We start from the raw sequence: 21,226 nt of genomic DNA on the forward strand, positions 1-21,226 counted from the left end.
ATATCTGGCCAGTATCAGCCCTCGTATTCGTCCATCAGCCTACGGGCTTCGTCGATCAATGCCTGACCGTCAATGCCCTTCGCCTCCATCTCAGCGATCCATGCGTCATAAACCGGCTGCGACGCCAGGACCCAGGCCTGTGCTTCCGCTTCGGAAAGAGTGACAATCTGGTTGCCGTTGTCGACAGCAGCCTGACGGGCAGGGCCGTCGCTGTCGGCCTGCGTGCCCCCAGCGAAAATCGAGAATTCCAGCCCGGAATTATCGTCGATCACTTTTTTCAGGTCGTCAGGCAGGCTCTGATACCTGGCCTTGTTCATCGCCAGAACGAAAGTCACGTCATAAAGCATCCGGCCTTCGAATTCGGTATGGTAATTCACCAACTCCGGCACCTTCAGCGCGCCCGTCACCTCCCACGGGATGGTCGTGCCGTCGATAACGCCCTTGGACAGCGCCTCGGGGATGGAAGGCACGGGCATGCCGACCGGCGTGGCCCCCAGCGTTTCCAGCAGGGTATTCACCTGACGGGTCGCACCGCGGATCTTGAGACCCTGCATATCGGCAGGTGTGCGGATCTGTTTATTGGCATGGATTACGCCCGGTCCATGGACCCAAGTGCCCAGTACCTTAACGTCCGCAAATTCGTCCTGCATGCGGCTTTCATACATCTGCCAATAGGCCGATGACGCGGCGCGTGCATCGCTGATCATGAACGGAAGTTCGAACACTTCTGTCGATGGAAAGCGGCCCGGTGTATATCCGGCAACCGTCCAGACGATGTCGGCGACTCCATCGGCGACCTGATCCATCAACTGCGGCGGTGTCCCGCCAAGCTGCATGGACGGATAACGGTCGATCCTGATGCGACCGTCCGAGTCGGCCTCGACCTTGTCGGCCCAGACATCGAGGATCAGTTTCGGAACGTTCGCCTGCGCGGGCAGAAACTGATGCAGCTTCAGCGTTACCTCCTGCGCCAAGGCGGGCAAGGCAGTCAGCGCCATTGCAGCACCGCTCAGAAGACCGGCCAGCCATCTGCGATTGATCATGTCGTTCATCCTTCCTGGAATGAATTCGGCCTGAATGGCTCTTGGCCATGCGTATGCCGCGAACATCAACATCAAACGAATTGAAATGTAAAAAACCAAATTCGTACAAACGGCCGGTCTTGCAGACCCGAGCAGCTACCCACGGTTCCCCGTCCAATCTTCTCAGCTACGGCCTTCGCGCAGCCAGGCCCATGTCGCCAGACCCGCGGCAAGCAGAAGGAAAAGCCACGCGGGAACAAGGGACAGGATGCGTACATCCGCCGTCAGATAAGCATTGCGCGGGGTCCAGCCGATCCAGCCGCGACCGGCTGCCCGGCGACCTTCACGCACGGACCGAAGGTTCGGCGATCCGTCCTGCAAGGCAATCGCGCCGCCTTGTCGTGCATCAATCGCAGGGGCCAGAATCGTGTCCGTCGCAATCGTTTCGACGAATTCACGCGGTGCTGCGGGGCCAAGCCCGATAACGGCCGTCCGCTCGCCTTCGGTCATGCGATACAGGCCCTGTTCGGCCCCGACGATGCGTCCGACGAAGCGCCCCGGCGCTTGCATGGTCAATTCAAGCTGCGACTCGGTGCCATCGGGCGCGGTAACGGTGACGGCACCGGGCGCATCGCCCAGCGTCCGACGTGTCACAGTGATTTCCTGCCCCAGTGCGGCGGCGGTCAGCGCCTCCTCCTCCAGTTCCGGTTCCTGCATCAGCCAGTGGGCCAGACGGCGCAGCAATTCGGCCTGTGGGCCGCCACCTTCGAAGCCCCGGTCCCAAAGCCACACGTGATCCGACCCCAACAGCGCCACCCGCCCCGCCTTGACGCGGTCAAGGATCAGAAGCGGCTCGTCATCTACACCAGTCATTACCGTTTCCGCATCCGGCAGCGCCTCGACCTGAACCTGCCGGAACCAGCGCCCCCAGGGCGCACCATCCAGCCCGAACCCCGTGGGCAACCCTTCGGTCACGGGGTGTTTCTGTCCGGTTTCAGAGACCGTTGGCAGGAAGCCTTCGTTCAACACGATAGCCGTCGGCGCGGCTGGCAGGATCGGCGCAAGCGGCGAGCGAAAGATGCTGTCCGCGCTGGCAAAATCAGGCCCGGCGGCAACCAGAAGGGCACCACCCTGTTCGACGTAACTGCGCACATTATCCAGATAGACTGACGGCAGGATGCCGCGCCGCTGATAACGGTCGAAGATGATCAGATCGAATTCGTCGATCTTCTCGCTGAACAGCTCCCGTGTCGGAAAGGCGATCAGCGAAAGTTCGGTGACCGGCACCCCGTCCTGCTTGCCGGGTGGCCGCAGGATGGTGAAATGCACCAGATCGACGGCCGAATCCGCCTTCAGCAGGTTGCGCCACGTCCGCTGACCGGGATGCGGCTCGCCCGAGACAAGCAGCACCCGCAACCTGTCGCGGACGCCGTTGATCTGGATGACGGCTGCATTGTTGCGGTCTGTCAACTCGCCCTCGGCTTCGGGCACGGAAAACTCGATCACGTTCAGTCCGCCGTGTGGCAGGATGACCGGAAGCTGGATATCCTCGCCGACCGGCATCCGGTAGGCGCGGGGCTGACCGCCATCGATGGCCAACACGATATCGGCTTCGGTCCCGGCATCGGCGGGCACATCACCCTGATCCTCGATCCGCAGGGTGATGGTGAATTCCTCGTCCAGAATCGCGAAGCTGGGCGCGTTCGACACGATCAGTCGCCGATCCCAGTCACCGTCCCGCCCGGTCCGCAACAAATGCAGCGGCGCGGGCAATTCCGGCAGTTGCGCCGCATCATGCACCTGTCCATCCGAAATGATGACTGCCCCGGCCACCCGGTCGCGTGGCACCTCGGCCAGCAATTCACCAAGCGCGCCCATCATCAGCGTACCCTCGTCGCCATCGCCGTCGGCAACCCGGGTGACACGGGTATCGAGGCCATCGCCCGCTGCCTCCTCAAGCAAGTCGGCCAAGGCCGCTTCGGTCTGGTCGCGGCGATCCGACAGGCCCTGGCTGGCACTTTCGTCGACGGCGATCAGCAGGATGTCCGACAGCGGCTCCCGGTCTTCGGTCTGCAGGCTGGGGTCGAGCAGGGCCAATGCCACCGTCCCGACGGCCAATGCGCGCAGCCACCAGCCGGGCAGGCCACGAACCGCCGCCAGCACGCAGACGGCCAGAGCCACCCCGGCAAGCGCGGCGATCAGCCAGAGTGGCAACATCGGATCGAAGATGATCTGGCGCGTCATGTCAGTTTCCCAGCCGGTCGAGCAGCGCGGGCACATGTACCTGATCGGATTTGTAGTTGCCCGACAGCACATGCATCACGAGATTTACGCCGAACCGCAGCGCAATCTCGCGCTGTCGTTCGCCCGCGAAACCAGACCCGATCGGCAACAGCGCACGCCCCTGTTCATCCACAGCCCAGGCGGCGGCCCAGTCGTTCGCGCCAATCACAACGGGGGTTACCCCGTCATTCAGGTTGCGGAACGGCATGCCTTCAACCTGTTCGACATTCGGACTGGCTTCGACCCAGACGTCGCGCGAATTATAGCGGCCCGGATAGTCCTGCAGCAGATAGAAGCTGCGTGTCATGACGTGGTCGTCGGGCAAAGGCTCCAGCGGAGGAATATCCAGCGGCGCGGCCAGATCGCGCAGGCGGACCGAGGCAGGCGACGACGACCCGAAGCCGCCGATATCGGCATCGCGGGTATCGAAAACGATCATGCCGCCGCCGCGCAGATATCGGTTCAACCGCGCGTAGGCGTCGGAGGACGGAATCGGCTGCGCCGGATCGACCGGCCAGTAGAGCAGTGGGAAAAAAGCCAGTTCGTCCGTCTCCAGATCGACGCCGCGCGGGGCTTCCGGCTCGACCGAGGTGCGTTGCGCCAGCACAGCGGACAGGCCCCTGAGGCCCGCTTCGGATATTTCGTCAATCCGCGCATTGCCGGTGCGGACATAGGCCAGCGCCACTTCGCCCGGAACATCAATCTCCTGCGCCTGCGCGTCCGGTGCTACCATTATCAGTGCTGCCATCACGGCGGTCGCCAGCCCACGCCGCAGCCGCCCGCCAAGCCAGAGCGAAGCGATCGCATCTATTGTCAGAAATATCAGCGCCGCCGCCAGAAGCCACGGCATGAGGTTGGTCTGTGTCGCCCGGGTCAGTCCGTCGATAACAGTGCCCGCTGGCCAACGCGCCGCCACAAGCTCGGCATCCGCAGTGAGGACGTTGAGCGCAAGGCTCTGCCCAGGCCCTTCGTAAAGCCCGGCAGGCAAATCGGCGGAAGACTTCGGGTCGATCAGGTCTTCGCCCGGCACACCGGCCATCGCACCTGCATCGCGCGGCACACCGAATCCATCAAGGACGATGCGCGGCACCCACGTCGTGCCTTCCAGCGCCTCGGGTTCCAGAGCGGCGGGACGGGTCGACACGGCAAGGCGTTCCAACATCTGAACAAACAGACCCGACAGCGGCAGCGTCGACCATTCGGCATTGGCGGTGACATGAAACAGCACGATCTGACCCTGTCCCACTGGCTTGCGCGTCACCAGCGGCGTGCCATCGGCCAAGGCGGCGATGGTGCGGTCTGCCAGTGTCGGATCGGGTTGCGCGACGATCTGACTGGTCACCGATACCTCATCGGTCAGGGTAAAGCCAAAAAAGGGCGAGGTTTCGTCGAAAGGTCGCAGCGTTTTCGGCTCCCCCCACGACAGCGCGCCTCCGACCGTGCGCCCGCCGGATCGCAGACGAACCGGCAGAAGCGGGTCTTCGTCCTCGCGGCTGATATCGGATGCGGCGAGGGTCGGGCCGGCAAAGCGCAAAAGCAGCCCGCCGTTCTCGACCCATTCCGTCACCTGATCGGTCTCACTAGGCGACAGGCGCGCGACATCCGCCATCACCAGAACGTCCGGAGTGGCGGGCAGAAGGGTTTCCAGATCACCTTCGATCAGGTCGGCGGTCGGGGCCAGCGCGTTGCGCAGATAGTAGAGCGGCGACAACAGATCCTGCGACTCGTCCCCGGCCTGCGTCAAAAGTGCGACTTCGCGCCGCGACAGGCTGTCATCGGTCAGGGACACCGCCCCGGCGCTGCGCTCACCGGTGATCTCGAACCGCTGCACGCGATTGCGCAATTCGGGCGGCAGGGTCAGGGACACCTCGGCCTCGGATGCGCCGGCAGCGAAATTGGCGGGGGCCACGCCCAGCTGCGTCAAGGCGCCGTTCGGGCCGGGGCCAACTGCGCGCAATTCGACAGACCGTTCGGTCCCGTCGCCCAGACGCAGGGCGCGCAGGTTGATCACGCCGTCCTCATAGCGGGCGGGCGTAAGGCCCAGAATCGGACGGTCGCTTTCGATCACGCGGGCAGACAGGACGTCACGTCCTTCACGCGCCAACCCGTCGGACATCCAGACGATCTCGGCGCCCTCCAGCGGCAAATCGGTCAGGCCCTGATATTCAGGCTCCCATGCACGCGGCTGAACCGAGGGCAGACGTTCGACCCAGGCAGCAGCGGATTGCCACGGGATCTCTTCGGGCAATGGGTCGGTAAGGGGTAAAACCGCGGCAAGGCGACCGGCGCGGGCCGCGTCCCGCAACATCTCGTCGACCTTGGCCACGCGAGCGGGCCAATCGCGCGCCGACGCCCAGCTTGCATCCATCAGCACCAGCAGCGGTCCGGTGGCTGTGCCGACCGTCCGCGGGTTCAGGATCGGACCGGCAAAGCCCACGATTACAGCAGCCAGCGCCAGCATCCGCAGCAGCAGCAACCACCACGGTGTCGTGGCCGTCTGGCTCTCGTCGTCTTTCAGACCCAGCAGCAGAACGATGCCGGGGAACCGCCGTCGGATCGGCGCGGGCGGCACGGCACGCAGTAGCCACCACAGGATCGGCAGCACGATCAGGGCCACCAGAAGCAGCGGCGCAGTAAAGGCGATCGCGCTCATTTGCGACGCTCCAGCGCGGTATAAAGCGGCAGCAACGCAGCCTCCGCCGATCCGTCAGTGTGGTGCAATTGATACCGCCAGCCGGTTCGCGCGCACAGATCGCGCAACGCGGCGCGGCGTGCCGTCAGTCGCGCCAGATAATCGTCCCGCAATTGTCCGGCCTTCAATGTCTCGAACCGGACGGCCCCCGACATGCTTTCGAACAGGGTGCGCCCGTCATAGGGAAAGGCTTCCTCTTCCGGGTCGAGAATTTGCAGCAAGACCCCCTGGACGCCCCGGTCGGCAGCGGCAGTCAGGGCGTCCGTCACCGCTTCGACCGGCCCGAGGAAGTCCGACAGAAACACTGCGCGCGACCCAAATGGCATGACGCGAGGCCGGGGCGCGCCATAGTCGGGAACCTCACCGCCCTCCATCAAGGCACTGGCCATTCGGATCAGTTGCGCCGAGCCAGCGCGCGGCGGTTCGGCCATACTGGCCAGTCCCGTGCGTTCGCCCGCGCGCACCGCAAGAACCGCCAGCGCCAGTCCCAGCGTCTGAGCCCGGCGCAGCTTGGACGGACGATCCACCCCCGAACCGGCAAACCGCATCGATGCCGCATCATCGACCCAAAGCATCAGCGACTGGGCCGCCTGCCATTCGGTTTCACGTAGAAAATGGCCATCCCCGCGTGCCGACTGCCGCCAGTCAATGGACTTGCGCGGATCGCCCGGCTGGGCCGCTCGGAACTGCCAGAAGGCATCGCCGGATCCGGCCCGCTTGCGTCCGTGATCGCCCAGAAGGATCGTCGCAGCCAGGCGTTCGGCGGACATCAGAAGTCCGGGAAGCCCAGCCGCCGCGCTCTCAGACCTGGCACGAAGCGACGCGGCCGTATGAAGGGCTTCTTTCAAGCCGCCTGCTCGACCCGCCCGACACGGGCAGCGACTTCGTCGATAACATTTTCCAGCATCACACCTTCGGCCCGCGCTGCGAACGACAGCGCCATGCGGTGACCCAGAACGGGTCGCGCCAGCCGGGTGACGTCGCTTTGGTCAGGGGCCAGACGCCCTTCCAGCAATGCCTGCGCGCGAACCAGAAGCATCAGGGCCTGCGCCGCGCGTGGGCCCGGCCCCCAGGCAACATGCTTGCGGACGGAATCGGGTGCATCGGGGTTATCGGGGCGGCAGGCGCGGACAAGATCGAGGATAAGGTCCACCACTCCATTGCCAACCGGCATCCGCCGCACCACAGCCTGTGCCGCCATCATGCTTTCGGGGTCGAAAACGGCCCGCGCCTCGGCCTCGGCCCCGCCGGTGGTGGCCAGTACGATGGCGCGCTCGGTCTCGCGGTCGGGATAATCGACGTCGATCTTGACAAGAAAGCGGTCCAGCTGCGCCTCGGGCAGGGGATATGTCCCTTCCTGCTCGATCGGGTTCTGCGTCGCCAACACATGGAACGGCGCAGGCAGCTTGCGGGTCTGGCCGGCGACAGTGACCTCGCGCTCCTGCATGGCCTGCAACAGGGCGGATTGGGTGCGTGGGCTGGCGCGGTTGATCTCATCTGCCATCAGAAGCTGGGCGAAGATCGGCCCTTCGACATAGCGGAAGGCCCGGCTTCCGTCCGGCGCGGTTTCCAGCACTTCCGATCCCAGAATGTCCGACGGCATCAGGTCTGGCGTGAACTGGATACGGTTGCCCGACAGGCCCATGACGGTTGCCAGGGTTTCAACCAGCCGCGTCTTGCCCAGTCCGGGCAGACCCAGCAACAACGCATGTCCACCCGACAACATCGCCGCCAGCGAAAGCTCCACCACACGGTCCTGCCCGATGATGCGGGTGGCGATCGCGGTACGTGCATCGGTCAACCGGGCGCCCAGCGCCTCGATCTCGTCGAGAAGGTCATCGGACATTGCATTTCTCCCGCGCGGCTTATCTGATGTCATAAGTATGGCTGACGGATGCGAGGGCAAAGGGCAATGGCCGGACAAGAACACGTTACCCCGTCGGCGACGTCTTTCCTGAAATCCGCCCAGGTCGCCGCGAAGCAAGACAAACGCGGCATGCCGCCGGTGCATCTGTGGGACCCACCCTATTGTGGCGAAATCGACATCACCATCAAGCGTGACGGCACATGGATACACGAAGGCACGCCAATCGGACGACCCGGACTGGTGCGTCTTTTCGCGTCGATCCTGAAGAAAGAGGGTGGGCAGCATTTTCTCGTCACCCCGGTCGAAAAGGTCGGAATCGTGGTCGAGGACGCGCCTTTCGTCGCCGTGGATTTCGAATCCGAGGATGGCAAGATTACCTTCGAGACGAATGTCGGCGATCTGGTCACTGCTGGTTCCGACAACCCGATCCGGGTGACGTTTGCCGAGGACGGTGAGCCATCGCCCTATGTCGAGGTGCGCCGGGGGCTGGAGGCATTGATCGATCGCAAGTCGTTCTATCGGCTGGTTGAAATCGGAACGGAGCGGGATGGGCAGTTCGGGCTGATGTCGAACGGTATATTCTTTCCTCTGATCGAGGCCGCCGCCCTGCGCGGATAGTCGCATTGCATCATAGGACGCGCCAGTCCCCCGGTGCCAGCCCCTCCAGCGTCCAGTCCCCGACCTGCCAGCGGATCAATCGCAACACCGGCAACCCGACATGGGCACACATCCGCCGCACCTGACGATTGCGCCCTTCGGTAATCGTCAGGCGCAGCCACGCATCAGGCACCGTCTTGCGGACCCGCACCGGCGGAACGCGGGGCCAGAGCCACTCCGGAGCGGGCACCTTGTCCACCATAGCCGGGCGCGTCGGCCCGTCTTTCAGCGTAACGCCCTGACGCAGCGCCTCCAGCGCGTCATCCTGCGGTGTCCCTTCGATCATGGCGAAATAGGTCTTCGGCATCGCGTTTTTCGGCGAGGTGATACGCGCCTGCGCCTTGCCGTTATCAGTCAGGATCAGCAGCCCCTCGCTGTCCCGATCCAGCCGCCCGGCTGCATATACGTCCGGCACGTCGATATGATGCTTCAGGCCGGGCCACTGACCCTCGTCGGTGAACTGGCTGAGGACGTTCATCGGTTTATTGAAGGCGATCAGCATGTTTCGGACGCCCTGCGTGCCATCAATGCGCCTCGGCCCAATTCACACCCTGCCCCGCATCGACCGTCAGCGCGACCGACAGGTCGACAACCGGCAGATGCGCACCCTCCATCACCTCGCGAGCGCGGGTTATCAGGGCGTCGACATCGGCTTCGGCAACTTCGAACAGCAATTCATCGTGCACCTGCAATAGCATCCTGGCGTCCAGATCGGTGATAGCCGCGTCCATCCGCACCATCGCGCGGCGGATCACATCGGCGGCGGTGCCCTGGATCGGGGCGTTGATCGCGGCGCGTTTGGCGAAGCCCGCGCCGGGACCCTTTGCATTGATTTCGGGCGTGTGAATGCGACGACCGAACAGCGTCTCGACACGACCATGTTCCTTGGCGAATTTCACCGTGTCGTCCATGTAGTCGCGGATGCCGGGGAAGCGCTCGAAATAGGTGTCGATGAAGGCCTGTGCTTCGGCCCGTGGAATTCGCAGGTTGCGGGCCAGCCCAAAGCCCGAGATGCCGTAGATGACCCCGAAGTTGATTGCCTTGGCCTGACGGCGAACGTCGGGCGTCATGTCTTCCAGCGGTACGCCGAACATCTGGCTGGCGGTGATCGCATGAATGTCCTGACCGTCCCTGAACGCCTGCTTCAGTTCATTGATTCCGGCGATATGGGCCAGAATCCGCAGCTCGATCTGGCTGTAGTCCAGCGCCACCAGAACACGCCCCTCGGGCGCGACGAAAGCCTCGCGGATGCGGCGACCCTCCTCGGTGCGGATCGGGATGTTCTGCAAGTTCGGATCGGTCGAGGCCAGACGCCCGGTGCTGGCCCCGGCGATGGAATAGGACGTGTGAACGCGACCCGTTTCGGGGTGAATGTGATCCTGTAAGGCATCGGTATAGGTCGATTTCAACTTGGACAATTGCCGCCAGTCCAGAAGAAGACGCGGCAATTCGTGTTCGGTCGCAAGGTCTTCCAGAATGTCAGCCCCTGTCGAATAGGCCCCAGTCTTGCCTTTCTTGCCGCCGGGCAGGCCCAGTTCGTCGAACAGGATCTCGCCGATCTGCTTCGGCGATCCGACGTTGAACGGCCGGCCTGCTCTGGCATGGATGTCCTCCTCCAGCCCGGCCATTTTCTGCGCGAATTTGCCGGACATGCGCGACAGCACGTCCCGGTCAACCTTGACGCCCGCCATTTCCATCCGCGCCAGAACCGACACAAGGGGGCGCTCCAATGTCTCATAAACCTTGGTGACCTTGGCGGAATGCAGCCGCGGCTTCAAAAGACGGTGCAGGCGCAAAGTCACGTCGGCATCTTCAGCCGCATAGGGCGCGGCGCGGTCGACCTCGACGCGGTCGAAGGTAACCTGCGATTTTCCGGTGCCGATCAGATCTTTTATCGGGATGCATTGGTGGTTCAGATAACGGTCCGCCAGCGTGTCCATGCCGTGCCCGTGCAGACCTGCATGTTGTGCATAGGACAGCAACATCGTGTCATCGATCGGCGACACAGCGATGCCCTGACGGGCAAAAATCTTGAGGTCGTATTTCATGTTCTGCCCGACCTTCAGGATGCTCGCATCCTCCAGCATCGGTTTGAGCATCTCCAGCGCGCGGTTCAGCGGTATTTGCCCTTCGGCCAGCGCGTCGGTGTCGAACAGATCGCCGCCGCCGGTGCGATGCGTCAGCGGCACATAGCAGGCGACGCCCGGTTCGGTAGCCAGCGACACGCCGACCAGATCGGCGCGCATTTCGTCAAGCGATGTGGTCTCCGTATCGACCGCGACCGTACCCGCCCTGGCGATCCGGTCCAGCCAGACCTGCAACGCAGCCTCGTCGCGCACGACCTCATATGTCGAATGGTCGATGGGCGCATCTTCTACTGCTTCGGGCGCGTCGACCACGGATGCGGTCTCGATCATGGCAGGCGGTTCCTTGCCAAAGCGGTCGGCGATGCGACGGGTCAGGCTGCGAAACTCCATGCGGTTCAGAAAATCGAGAAGCTTGTCCGGCTCCGCATCCCGGATTTCCAGGTCGTCCAACGTGAACGGCAGGTCCATCTCGCAATCCAATTGCACCAGACGTTTGGACAATTCGATCTGCGCGCGGTGGTCGATCAGGGTCTGGCGGCGCTTGGGCTGCTTGATCTCATCGGCGCGGTCCAGAAGCTCCTCCAGCGATCCGTATTCCTGGATCAACTGCGCGGCGGTCTTGATACCGATGCCCGGCGCGCCCGGCACGTTATCCACCGAATCCCCCGCCAGCGCCTGCACATCCACGACCCGGTTCGGCGCGACACCAAACCTTTCAAACACGCCGTCGTCGTCGATGCGCTTGTTCTTCATCGGGTCCAGCATTTCGACGCCGCTGCCGACCAGCTGCATCAGGTCCTTGTCCGACGACAGGATCGTGACGCGCCCGCCCGCGTCCCGCGCCTGATGCGCAAGCGTGGCGATGATGTCGTCCGCTTCGAACCCGGCAAGTTCTTCGCAGGCGATGTTGAAGGCCAGTGTCGCTTCGCGCGTCAAAGGGATTTGCGGGCGTAAATCCTCGGGCATTTCGGATCGGTTCGCCTTGTACTGATCGTACATATCGTTGCGAAACGTATGGCTGCCCTTGTCGAAGATCACTGCCACATGCGTCGCGGCGTCGGGTCCGGCGTTATTCTCGACGTAGCGATTCAGCATGTTGCAAAAGCCAGACACGGCACCGATGGGCAGCCCGTCCGACTTGCGGGTCAAAGGCGGCAGTGCATGGAACGCCCGAAAGATATAGGCCGATCCGTCGATCAGGTGCAGGTGGCAGCCCTTGCCGAAACTCATCGCTTGTCCCTCCGGAAATCTTCGGGGTCTCATGCCATGAACCGGGACAAGGTGCCACTGGCACAGACGGTGACTTCGGGGACGTTCGCCGGAAACGCCCGCGGTTTATCAGGCGATCCGCGTGCCGACCATATGCCACATGATTGCGACGAAATAGACAACCGACGCGGCTACAACAAATCCGTGCCAGATCGCATTGTGAAAGCGCATCTTTTCCAGCATCAGAAACGGAGTGCCCAGCGAATACAGCACGCCCCCCGCCAGCATCAGCCCGAACACAGGCCAGGATGTCGTGGCGATTACCTCGCCGCCGCCGATCAGTACGGCCCAACCCATCGCCAGGCCGATGCCCACCGACAGGACGGTCGACCGCCGCCGTCGCAGGAAGGCCGTCGCAGTGGCAACGATGGCGGCCGTCCACATCGCGATCAGAAACGTCGATCCTGTGCCCGACAACAGGGCGAACGGTGTCACTGTCCCAGCGATCTTGAGATAGATCGCAGACAGATCCAGCCGTCGCAGACGGTCATTCCATTCCGGCACCGGCACATGATTGTAGGCCAGCGAAGCCGACAGCATCCCGATCAACGTGGCACCATAGACGGAGACAGCAGCGATCCCCATGGCATCGCCCCGCAGTATGGCGGTCATCGTGATCAGCACGGGCACTGCTACGACGGCAAGCGCCAGCCCGGCCAGATGGACCACGGCGTCGCTGAGACGCTCGGCCCGATCATAGGGTCGGCACATCGTGGGGATGGTGTCGGAACGTGTCATACGCCGAGTATAGCGCCCAATTGTTTATAGTCAGGTAACGACACGGATGCCGTTCCGTAACTTCACGTGAACGTCACGGGTTAGCGCGTCGCGATCCGACTGCCTGACCCCGGTCACGGTTCAGGACATCGCCCCAAACGGCAACGACAGGCGATCCCGGCACGATCGGCACCCGGCGCGCGCCTTTCAGTGGCCGTCGTCGCCCTCCAGCACGAACCGCTTGTCGCAATAGCCACATTCAACCCACCCCAGCACCGGATCGATCGACAGCCACACCAGCGGATGCCCCCCGGCCCCGCCATCGCAGGCGACACGGGCGGTGTGAACGATCTCGGTTTCGGGCGCATCGCCTTTGACGGCGTGGTGCGGATTGGGATTGGCAGTCGGCATATCTTGGCCTCGGGGCTGTCGCTGGGAGCATAAAGTCAGTTGCGTTGTTATGGCGTATCGGTCGGGCACCTTGCAAGCGACCTGCACAGATCGGCAAACGCGCACAGGTTCGAGGCAGAGCCAGCAGTTGCCTTGCGGGGATCCGTCTTCTACGTCCCGAACGACAGATACCCAGCCGGAGGCATCATGACCAACGCCATCGAGATCGAAGGATTGCGCAAGGTTTACGCGGGCGACGGGAAATCCCCCCCGAAGGAGGCGTTGAAAGGTCTGGACCTGACCATCCCGACCGGTAGCATCTTCGGCCTTCTGGGACCGAATGGCGCGGGCAAGTCCACGACGATCAACATCATGGCCGGCTTGGTTCGAAAAACGGCAGGCAAGGTGCGTATCTGGGGCTTCGATCAGGATGTGAACCCGCGCCAGTCGCGCGCCGCCATCGGCGTGATGCCGCAGGAGTTGAACCTTGATCCTTTCTTCTCTCCCGCCGATGCGCTGGAGGTTCAGGCCGGTCTGTATGGTGTGCCCAAATCACAGCGAAGGACGTCTGAAATTCTTGAACTTGTCGGGCTTTCTGAACAGGCGAATGCCTACGCGCGAACCCTGTCCGGCGGCATGCGGCGGCGGCTTCTGCTGGCCAAGGCGCTGGTGCATCATCCGCAGGTCCTTGTGCTCGACGAACCGACGGCGGGCGTGGATATCGAGCTGCGACAGATGCTTTGGCGCAATGTCCGGCGCCTGAATCAGGAACGCGGCACAACGATCATCCTGACCACGCATTATCTCGAAGAAGCGCAGGAAATGTGCGGCGAAATCGCCATCGTTGCGAATGGCGAACTGGTCATCCGCGACAAGACCGTGAACCTTTTGAGCCGGCTGGATGCCAAGACCATGGTCATCACGCCCGAAACGCCACCCGGCGACCTTGACTTGCCCGCAGGTGTTGATCTGGAACGGCGTGCCGACGGGTCACTGGCCTTCAGCTATGCCCGGGCCAAGACCTCGGCCGAACAGTTGCTGAGCTTCATCCGTGAAGCAGGTATCTCGATCCGGGATGTGCGCACCGAGGAAGCCGATCTGGAAGACGTCTTCGTTTCGCTGACCCACACCGAGGGATCGCAGGCTCTAGCTTCGGCGAAATAACATGTCACGTGCCGCCAATATCGCGCCGCCTGTGATCAGGACGCTCGCCAGACCGATCAGCCATGTCGCCTCTGCCTGTCCGGCCGCGATCAGGACGATAGTCGACAAGAGAGGGGCGGCATAGCTGGCCGCACCCAGCACCGGCAGATCGCCGCGCTTCACACCGATGTCCCAGAGGAAAAACGCCAGGCCGACGGGTCCGGTCCCCAGCCCGACCACGGCCATCCACTCGGTCCCGCTGGGCCAGACGGTCTGTTCCAGCGCCAGATGCGCCACGGTCGCCAGGGCTGCCGTCGCCAGACAGAACCCCGTGACCACATCGGTCGGGACCTGTGCGAAGCGGCGCGACAGAACGGAATAACCGGCCCAGAAGACCGCGGCGACCAGCGCGGTGGCATATCCGATCGCATATTCGCCCGACAGCGCGATACCCTGTCCGCCCGTCACGATCAGAGCCGCCCCAGCCAGCCCTATCAACGCACCAATCAGATGATGCGCCCGCAGGCCGGTCCCCAGCGAAGCTAGCAGAACAATCATCAGCGGCCACAGATAGGCAATCAGGCTGGCCTGAACGGCAGGGGCCCAGCGCAGCGCCAGAACATAGAGCAGGTGATAGCCGAACAACCCGCCGACCCCCAACGCCCAGACCGGCCAGGGTTGTCGCCAACTGCGCCATCCCCGGCGGCGCGCGCCCGCGATCAGACCCAGCGTACCACCGATGGCGAAAGACATTGCCAGCAGTTGCAGCGGCGGCACTGCACCCGATAGCGTGGTGAACAGCGCCAGCGTTGCCCACAGCACGACAGCACCGAAGCCCGCCAATGTTGCCATGTTCCTGGTCATACCGGATGCGATGCCGTCTTGTGCACGCGGGCGCAAGCTGTAGCATTTGTGCAAACGGGGAATGCACGATGGCCGACAAAATTGTAATCGTGGGCGGGGCCATCATGGGCTCTTCGCTTGCGTGGTGGCTGACCGAGCTAGGCCACCCTGCCTCGGCGATCACTGTGGTCGAACGTGATCCAAGTTACGCTGCCAGCGGCACCGCCTTTACCAACAGCTGCATCCGGCAGCAGTTCGGTAATCCGCTGAACGTCGCCATCAGCCGGTTTGGTGTGGAATTCATCAAGACGTTCCAGTCGCGCATGGACGATGCGCGCGTGGCACCGATCCACTTCCATCCCTTCGGATACCTTTATCTGGCAGGTAATGCATCGGAGGCCGATCGCCTGACCCGTGCGCATGCCGTGCAGATCGCCGCCGGGTCTGCGACGCGGTTGATGACACCGGAGGAGATGGCAGCGAAATGGCCGTTCTACGATCTGGACGGGATCGTGCTGGGGTCGCACGGAACCGAGGACGAAGGCTATTTCGACGGCACCACGATGTTCGACTGGTGGCGGCGCATCGCACAGGGCCGGGGCGTTACATATCTGGCGGATGAGGTGACGGAAATCGACACCACCGGTGGCCGCATCAGGGGCGTGACGCTGGCATCAGGTGCGGCACTGGGCGCGGATATCGTCGTGAACGTCGCCGGGACACGCGGCGCACAGGTCGCCCGCATGGCCGGGCTGGACCTGCCGGTCGAGGCCCGCAAGCGCTACACGTGGGTATTCGAGGCGGCGCGACCGCTGGAAAAGGATCTGCCTCTGACCATCGATCCGTCGGGCGTGCATGTGCGCACGGACGGCGCGATCTATATGGCAGGGGCTACGCCCGATGTGGACCCGGCGGTCGACCCGGAGGATTTCGCGGGCGACTGGGCAATGTGGGAAGACAAGGTCTGGCCCGCGCTGGCGAGCCGCATTCCTGCATTCGAGGAGATCCGCGTCAAGCAAAGCTGGGTCGGACACTACGATCTGAACATCTTCGACCGGAATGCCATCGTCGGGCATCATTCGGATTTACCCGGATTTTTCGTCCTGAACGGATTTTCCGGTCACGGACTGCAGCAATCCCCTGCTCTCGGACGCGGGTTGGCCGAGCGGATCGTTCATGGCCGATATGTCAGCCTGGACCTTGCACCATTCGGCCCGGATCGTGTTGCGGCCGGGATACCCTTTCCCGAAGACGCCGTCATTTGACGAAATTTTAATCCTCTATCGCCCTATTCTGGTCCAGATCGCCCGGCAGACCGGCCATATGAAACATATGTCCTCCGTTCTGGCCGCGCTCTCGGCTGTTTTTCTCTCTGGCCCCGCAATTGCGGCCGTCATCGGGTCGTACACTTACGATTATACCTCGACAGGCAACCGGGACGGTCAGGGCTTCGCGCAAAGTGCAGCGGGCGTCCAGATCGTCGACAACGGTACGATTTTCACCGACAGTTTCGAGTTCGGCGGGCTTTCAGGCGCGACAATCGATTCCTTCGAGTTGACCTTCGCATTCAGTGGAGCAGGGCCGACGAGCTTTTTCGGATTGTTCCCGATCGAGCAATGGAACGCCTCGGTCGGCACGACAAATCCTCTGGATACGAGTTCTTTCCTTCTGGGCACTCTGGTTGACGACAATTCGCCTGCAACCGGGTTCGTCGTCAGTGGATCGACCGGCGACGAGGCCGATGTTTTCAACGCCGCGCTGGCCAACCTAGGGCTGAGCTTTTCGTTTGCAGAGAACGGCATCTTCAACGGCGTAGCAGCCTTCGACCTTGCCAGCGTCTCGCTGACGGTAAACGGGACGGCGGCCAGTGCCGTCGTGCCGCTGCCTGCGCCTGGCTTTCTGTTGCTGGCCGCCCTGGGCGGCCTGGGTCTGATGCGCCGCAAATCACGAACCCCCGCCTCGGTGTGATCCGGGCGAAAATACCCGGAGCCGGTGTGCGCCCGCCTTTCTTTGGTCCAGATTGTCAACGATAGCAGGACAATGAAACAGCTTTTCCGCATCGTACTGACGCTGCTCGCTTTGATGATGAGCGCCCCTGTTTCCGCGGCGGTCATCGGAACGTATCTGCAGGATTACGGTCGCAGCCCAGGCCGGATCGATCCGCAGGGGGCCGACCGGCTGGGCGGGCAATTCGTGCGCGTGCAGGAAAATCGCCCGGTCGCGGACCTGTTCTACGCTTCGTTCAACTTTTCGAATCTGGCCGGTGCCGTGATCGACAGCATCGCCCTGACCCTGACCTATGACAGCGCCGGTCCGGCCAGAAACTCGGCCGAGATCTGGCAGGTGAACATCCTCGGGTCGCAACCGGGCAACATCAACAGCGACTATAACGGAATCCTTTTCGACAGCGCCTCACCCCAGACATGGACGCTGAGCGCGGCGACCGACAGCCTGACCAACGACGCGTTCTCTGCCGCATTGTCGAACCTGTCGCTGGGCTTCACTTTCGACGAGATCGGTACACAGGGCACTGACAATTTCCGGCTTTATTCGGCGCAGCTGGTGGTCAATGGCACCGCCGCCGTTGCCGTCGTCCCTCTACCGGCTCCGGGCTTCCTGTTGCTGGGGGCGTTGGGCGGTCTTGGACTGATGCGCCGCTTCAAAAGCGGTCGTGCCACGGCCTGAACCCTCGCGGCATCAGAGATCCTTTAGGACACCATAAGCTCTGACGTATTGGCGGTGCTTTACCGCATAGGCCTCGGTCAACGCCGGGTCCGGATCGACGCTGCGTGCGATTGCAGGCGGGGTTGCGATTTCAGCACCCGCACCCGTGGCCGCCATCCGGCCCAGACGTGCGGCGCCCAGGGCGGCACCGAACTCTCCGGCAAGGGGGACGTCCAGCGGGAACTCCAGCGTCGTGGCCAGCACCTTCAGCCAGTACTCCGACCGCGACCCGCCGCCCATCGCCAGCGCGCGCTCGATGGTCGTGCCGGTCGCGGCCAGCGCATCCCGGCTGTCGGCGAAAGCAAAAGCGACGCCCTCCATCACCGCGCGGGCCGCAACACGGGCATCGGTCGCGTGATCCAGATGCAGGAACTGCCCCCGCATCGCGGCGTCGTTGTGGGGCGTCCGCTCCCCCCCCAGATAGGGCAGGAAAAGCGGTTTGCCGGGCGCGCGCAATGGCTCCGGCTCGGTTGTCAGATGGGCGGCGGACTGCCCGGTCAGTCGCGCCAGCCATTCCAGCGCATCTGTCGCGGCCAGAATGACGCCCATCTGATGCCAGGTGCCGGGAACGGCATGACAGAAACTGTGGACGGCCGTGGCCGGATCGGGGCGATAGCCATCGGTCGCGGCGAACAGCACGCCCGATGTGCCCAGCGACAGGAAGGCACTGCCGTCCTGCACGACGCCCGCACCAATGGCGGCGGCGGCATTGTCGCTTGCGCCGCCCGCGACAGGCACAACGGGCAGGCCAATGTCGGTGGCAAGGTCGCGACGCAGATACCCGCTGACGTCAGAGCCTTCGACGAGGGATGGCATGTGATCGCGGGTCAGGTGACAGGCGGACAGCAGGTCATCCGACCAGTCGCGCGCGCCGGTATCGAGCCATGCGGTCCCGGCGGCGTCCGACATGTCGGACGCATATCCGCCGGTCAGGTAAAGACGCAGAAAATCCTTGGGCAGCAGGATTTTGGCGGTCTTGGCGAAGACCTGCGGTTCGTTCCTGCGAACCCATTCGACCTTGGGCGCCGTGAAGCCGGGAAAGACGATATTGCCGGTGATGGCGCGGAATTGCGGGGCCGCGTCCATCGTGGCGGCCTCGGTATGCGCGCGCGTGTCGTTCCACAGCATGCAGGGCCGCAAGGCATGTCCATCGGCATCCACGAAGGTCGCGCCGTGCATGTGCCCGGCCAGGCCGATGCCCTGCAGACCACTGCAATCATGGGCCGCCGCCAGTCCCCTCAGGGCATCGCGCGCGGCGTCGCACCAGCTATCGGGATGTTGTTCGGACCAGCCGTCGTGGGGCCGCTGGACCGAGAGGCGGACGGAGTGTTCGGCCAGAACCCGGTCGTTTTCGTCGATCAGGATAGCCTTGAGCGACGAGGTGCCAAGATCCAGTCCGATGAACATCAGGCGGCTGCTTTGGGGTTCTTGCCCATGATGATCATCGACAGGATGTCGTCTTCGGTCACGTCTTCGACCCGCTCTGTCCCGATCAGCTGACCGTTCTTCATGACCGACACCCGATCACACAGATCCATCATCTCTCGGGTGTCGTGGCTGATCAGGAAGATTCCGAGGCCCTGGGCCTTCAGCTCCTGGATCAGGTCGGCGACCATCTTGGTCTCGTGCACGCCCAGCGCTGCGGTCGGTTCGTCCATGATCAGGATCTTGGCGTTGAAATACACCGCGCGCGCGATGGCGACGGATTGGCGCTGACCGCCTGACAAGGCCGACACCGGGTCGTTTATCTTGCGAAAGTTGGGGTTGAGGCGCGCCATGATCTTGCGCGTCTCGGCCTCCATCCTCGCATCGTCCACCAGACCGAACGGCGTCGTCAATTCACGCCCCAGAAACAGGTTCGCGGGCGCGTCGAGGTTATCGGCAAGGGCAAGCGTCTGGTAAATCGTCTCGATATTATAGCGCCGCGCATCGGCCGGGCTGCGAATATCGGCGTCCTTCCCGTCGATGCGGATCGTGCCGGAGTCGCGCTGATAGGCACCGGACAGGATCTTGATCAGCGTCGACTTGCCCGCGCCGTTGTGGCCCAGAAGGCCGACGACTTCGCCCGGATACAGGTCCAGCGACACATCGTCGACGGCACGCACGCCGCCGAAGGAGATCGAGATATTCTTGAGTTCGACAAGCGGGGTTCCGGTGCGGTCCATCAGTCTTTTGCCCCCGTACGCTTGCGGTAAACGATGTCGATCCAGACGGCGAGGACAAGAACGCCACCCACCACGATGTTCTGCAGCGGCGCATCGACGCCGACCATCGCCATGCCCGATTGCAGCGACTGCATGATCAGCGCGCCGATGATGGCCCCATGGATCGTGCCGATGCCGCCCTTGAGCGCGGTGCCCCCGATGACGGCGGCGGCGATGACGCGAAGTTCGTCAAGGATACCGATGTCGTTCGAATGGTTGGCCAGACGGGCCGATGCCACGACCGCCGAAATGGCGCACAGCACACCCATCAGGGCGAAGATCTTGACCGTCAGCATCCGCGTATTGATGCCCGACAGTTCCGCCGCATCCGGGTTGCCCCCGGTGGCGAAAATATATCGCCCGAACCGCGTTCGCCTGGCGATGACCGTCATCACGATGGCGACGGTGATCAGCAGGACGATGGAGATCGGCACACCGTAACCCTGGGTGAACCCCTCGGGCATCACTTCGCCGCGCGCTGCAAAGTCACGCTGCAACACTCGGGACGGGACGGAATAGGCATTCAGCAGGGCGACGAAGCCTAGGATCGCGCCGATGGCGATGGCAGCGACGGTGATTTCGGCCCACATCGGCTTGACCGGAAATTCATGGCTGATCTTGTTGCGCCGCGCCGCAAGCAATGCCCAGAGCGTTGCCGCAGATGCCGCCAATCCAAGGATCCAGCTTCCGGTGACGCCCAGTGTTCCGTTGATCCCGCCAAAAAGCTGGAATGTCTCGTCCAGCGGGCCGATGGTCTGACCGCTGGTCAGGTACCAGGCCACGTTGCGCCAGACCAGAAGGCCACCCAGCGTCACGATGAATGCCGGGATGGCCAGATAGCCGACCAGATAGCCGTGGAACGCGCCGATCGCCGCGCCGGTTATGATTCCGAACAGGATCGCGACCCAGGCCGTCAGCGGATGGCCGAGGCCGAGACCGAGCACGTCTGGCATCAGCGACGTCTGCGTCATCGCCATTACGGCGGAAGTCGTGGCGAGGATCGATCCGACCGACAGGTCGATGTGGCGGGTGACGATGATGAACACCATGCCGGTGGCCATGATGGCGACACTGGCGGTCTGGATCGTCAGGTTGAACAGGTTGCGCGGAGTGATGAACCGGCCACCCGACGCGATGTCGAAGGCGATGGCGATCACGATGAAGGCCCCGATCATGCCCAGCAGACGGGTATCGAGGTCCAGCGCCTTCCAGCCCCTAAGGGGTCTTGCGGCTGGGGTGGTTACATCAGTCATGGGGCCTCCCGTCGGCGTGGGTCCGATCCGCGTCCGCGCGGGAATGGCGCGGGGGTCTCGGGAAACGCTTCTGTC

General features: G+C 63.3%; 18 protein-coding genes. 5 read left to right on the plus strand and 13 right to left on the minus strand.

The features are described 5' to 3' along the window. Positions 1 to 14: 14 nt before the first annotated feature. From AC13C2_RS15160 to AC13C2_RS15180, 5 genes are all read right to left on the minus strand, one after another. Entirely contained in the window at positions 15 to 1,043 is a 1,029-nt protein-coding gene (locus tag AC13C2_RS15160; RefSeq protein WP_482887327.1) for a TRAP transporter substrate-binding protein, read from the minus strand. A 162-nt stretch (positions 1,044 to 1,205) separates the two neighbouring features. After that, the gene (locus AC13C2_RS15165) at positions 1,206 to 3,266 is read right to left on the minus strand and encodes a hypothetical protein (protein WP_482887328.1); all 2,061 of its coding nucleotides are present in this window, start codon (positions 3,264 to 3,266) and stop codon (positions 1,206 to 1,208) included. Position 3,267: 1 nt separating this feature from the next. Continuing rightward, a complete protein-coding gene (locus tag AC13C2_RS15170; RefSeq protein ID WP_482887329.1) occupies positions 3,268 to 5,958 on the minus strand; it encodes a DUF4159 domain-containing protein in 2,691 nt (896 codons plus the stop codon). Next, a complete protein-coding gene (locus tag AC13C2_RS15175) occupies positions 5,955 to 6,767 on the minus strand; it encodes a DUF58 domain-containing protein (RefSeq protein WP_092759741.1) in 813 nt (270 codons plus the stop codon). The genes AC13C2_RS15170 and AC13C2_RS15175 overlap by 4 nt, the downstream gene beginning before the upstream one ends. A 74-nt stretch (positions 6,768 to 6,841) precedes the next feature. Next, positions 6,842 to 7,843, minus strand: a complete 1,002-nt coding sequence (locus tag AC13C2_RS15180) for an AAA family ATPase (protein WP_482887330.1) — start codon at positions 7,841 to 7,843, stop codon at positions 6,842 to 6,844. A gap of 66 nt (positions 7,844 to 7,909) precedes the next feature. Here AC13C2_RS15180 and AC13C2_RS15185 point away from each other — a divergent pair, with 66 nt between their 5' ends. Next, positions 7,910 to 8,482: a DUF1285 domain-containing protein gene (locus AC13C2_RS15185; RefSeq protein ID WP_482887332.1), complete on the plus strand. Its 573-nt coding sequence runs from the start codon at positions 7,910 to 7,912 to the stop codon at positions 8,480 to 8,482. Positions 8,483 to 8,492: 10 nt separating this feature from the next. Here AC13C2_RS15185 and AC13C2_RS15190 read toward each other — a convergent pair whose 3' ends face one another. From AC13C2_RS15190 to AC13C2_RS15205, 4 genes are all read right to left on the minus strand, one after another. Further along, positions 8,493 to 9,023 carry a pseudouridine synthase gene (locus tag AC13C2_RS15190; RefSeq protein WP_482887333.1) on the minus strand — a complete coding sequence of 177 codons (531 nt, stop codon included), beginning with the start codon at positions 9,021 to 9,023 and terminating at the stop codon, positions 8,493 to 8,495. Between the two features lie 22 nt (positions 9,024 to 9,045). Beyond that, on the minus strand, positions 9,046 to 11,838 hold the full coding sequence (gene polA / locus AC13C2_RS15195) for a DNA polymerase I (protein ID WP_482887334.1): 2,793 nt from the start codon (positions 11,836 to 11,838) through the stop codon (positions 9,046 to 9,048). A 108-nt stretch (positions 11,839 to 11,946) separates the two neighbouring features. Beyond that, entirely contained in the window at positions 11,947 to 12,615 is a 669-nt protein-coding gene (gene trhA / locus AC13C2_RS15200) for a PAQR family membrane homeostasis protein TrhA (protein ID WP_092759731.1), read from the minus strand. A gap of 186 nt (positions 12,616 to 12,801) precedes the next feature. Next, on the minus strand, positions 12,802 to 13,005 hold the full coding sequence (locus AC13C2_RS15205) for a zinc-finger domain-containing protein (RefSeq protein ID WP_092759729.1): 204 nt from the start codon (positions 13,003 to 13,005) through the stop codon (positions 12,802 to 12,804). 186 nt (positions 13,006 to 13,191) lie between these two features. On the opposite strand from AC13C2_RS15205, the gene AC13C2_RS15210 reads away from it, so the two are divergent. Further along, the gene (locus AC13C2_RS15210; protein WP_482887335.1) at positions 13,192 to 14,148 is read left to right on the plus strand and encodes an ABC transporter ATP-binding protein; all 957 of its coding nucleotides are present in this window, start codon (positions 13,192 to 13,194) and stop codon (positions 14,146 to 14,148) included. On the opposite strand, the gene yddG is transcribed toward AC13C2_RS15210, so the two are convergent. Next, the gene (yddG, locus tag AC13C2_RS15215; protein WP_482887337.1) at positions 14,131 to 14,991 is read right to left on the minus strand and encodes an aromatic amino acid exporter YddG; all 861 of its coding nucleotides are present in this window, start codon (positions 14,989 to 14,991) and stop codon (positions 14,131 to 14,133) included. The genes AC13C2_RS15210 and yddG overlap by 18 nt on opposite strands. A 68-nt stretch (positions 14,992 to 15,059) precedes the next feature. On the opposite strand from yddG, the gene AC13C2_RS15220 reads away from it, so the two are divergent. The 3 genes from AC13C2_RS15220 to AC13C2_RS15230 all read left to right on the plus strand — a co-directional run bounded on the left by AC13C2_RS15220 (position 15,060) and on the right by AC13C2_RS15230 (position 17,655). Further along, positions 15,060 to 16,235 (plus strand): NAD(P)/FAD-dependent oxidoreductase, encoded by a 1,176-nt coding sequence (locus AC13C2_RS15220; protein ID WP_482887338.1) that lies wholly within the window; start codon positions 15,060 to 15,062, stop codon positions 16,233 to 16,235. Positions 16,236 to 16,293: 58 nt separating this feature from the next. Further along, the gene (locus tag AC13C2_RS15225; protein ID WP_482887339.1) at positions 16,294 to 16,938 is read left to right on the plus strand and encodes a VPLPA-CTERM sorting domain-containing protein; all 645 of its coding nucleotides are present in this window, start codon (positions 16,294 to 16,296) and stop codon (positions 16,936 to 16,938) included. A 72-nt stretch (positions 16,939 to 17,010) separates the two neighbouring features. Further along, positions 17,011 to 17,655: a VPLPA-CTERM sorting domain-containing protein gene (locus tag AC13C2_RS15230; protein WP_482887340.1), complete on the plus strand. Its 645-nt coding sequence runs from the start codon at positions 17,011 to 17,013 to the stop codon at positions 17,653 to 17,655. A gap of 12 nt (positions 17,656 to 17,667) precedes the next feature. Here AC13C2_RS15230 and xylB read toward each other — a convergent pair whose 3' ends face one another. From xylB to AC13C2_RS15245, 3 genes are read right to left on the minus strand one after another with little or no spacing between them, the layout of a single operon-like run. Then, positions 17,668 to 19,101: a xylulokinase gene (xylB, locus tag AC13C2_RS15235; protein ID WP_482887341.1), complete on the minus strand. Its 1,434-nt coding sequence runs from the start codon at positions 19,099 to 19,101 to the stop codon at positions 17,668 to 17,670. Next, positions 19,101 to 19,859: an ATP-binding cassette domain-containing protein gene (locus tag AC13C2_RS15240; RefSeq protein WP_092759717.1), complete on the minus strand. Its 759-nt coding sequence runs from the start codon at positions 19,857 to 19,859 to the stop codon at positions 19,101 to 19,103. Before AC13C2_RS15240 ends, xylB begins: the two co-directional genes overlap by 1 nt. Then, the gene (locus AC13C2_RS15245; RefSeq protein WP_339642123.1) at positions 19,859 to 21,151 is read right to left on the minus strand and encodes a sugar ABC transporter permease; all 1,293 of its coding nucleotides are present in this window, start codon (positions 21,149 to 21,151) and stop codon (positions 19,859 to 19,861) included. The genes AC13C2_RS15240 and AC13C2_RS15245 overlap by 1 nt, the downstream gene beginning before the upstream one ends. Positions 21,152 to 21,226 lie beyond the last annotated feature (75 nt).

Source organism: Jannaschia sp. L-14R, from assembly GCF_056857695.1.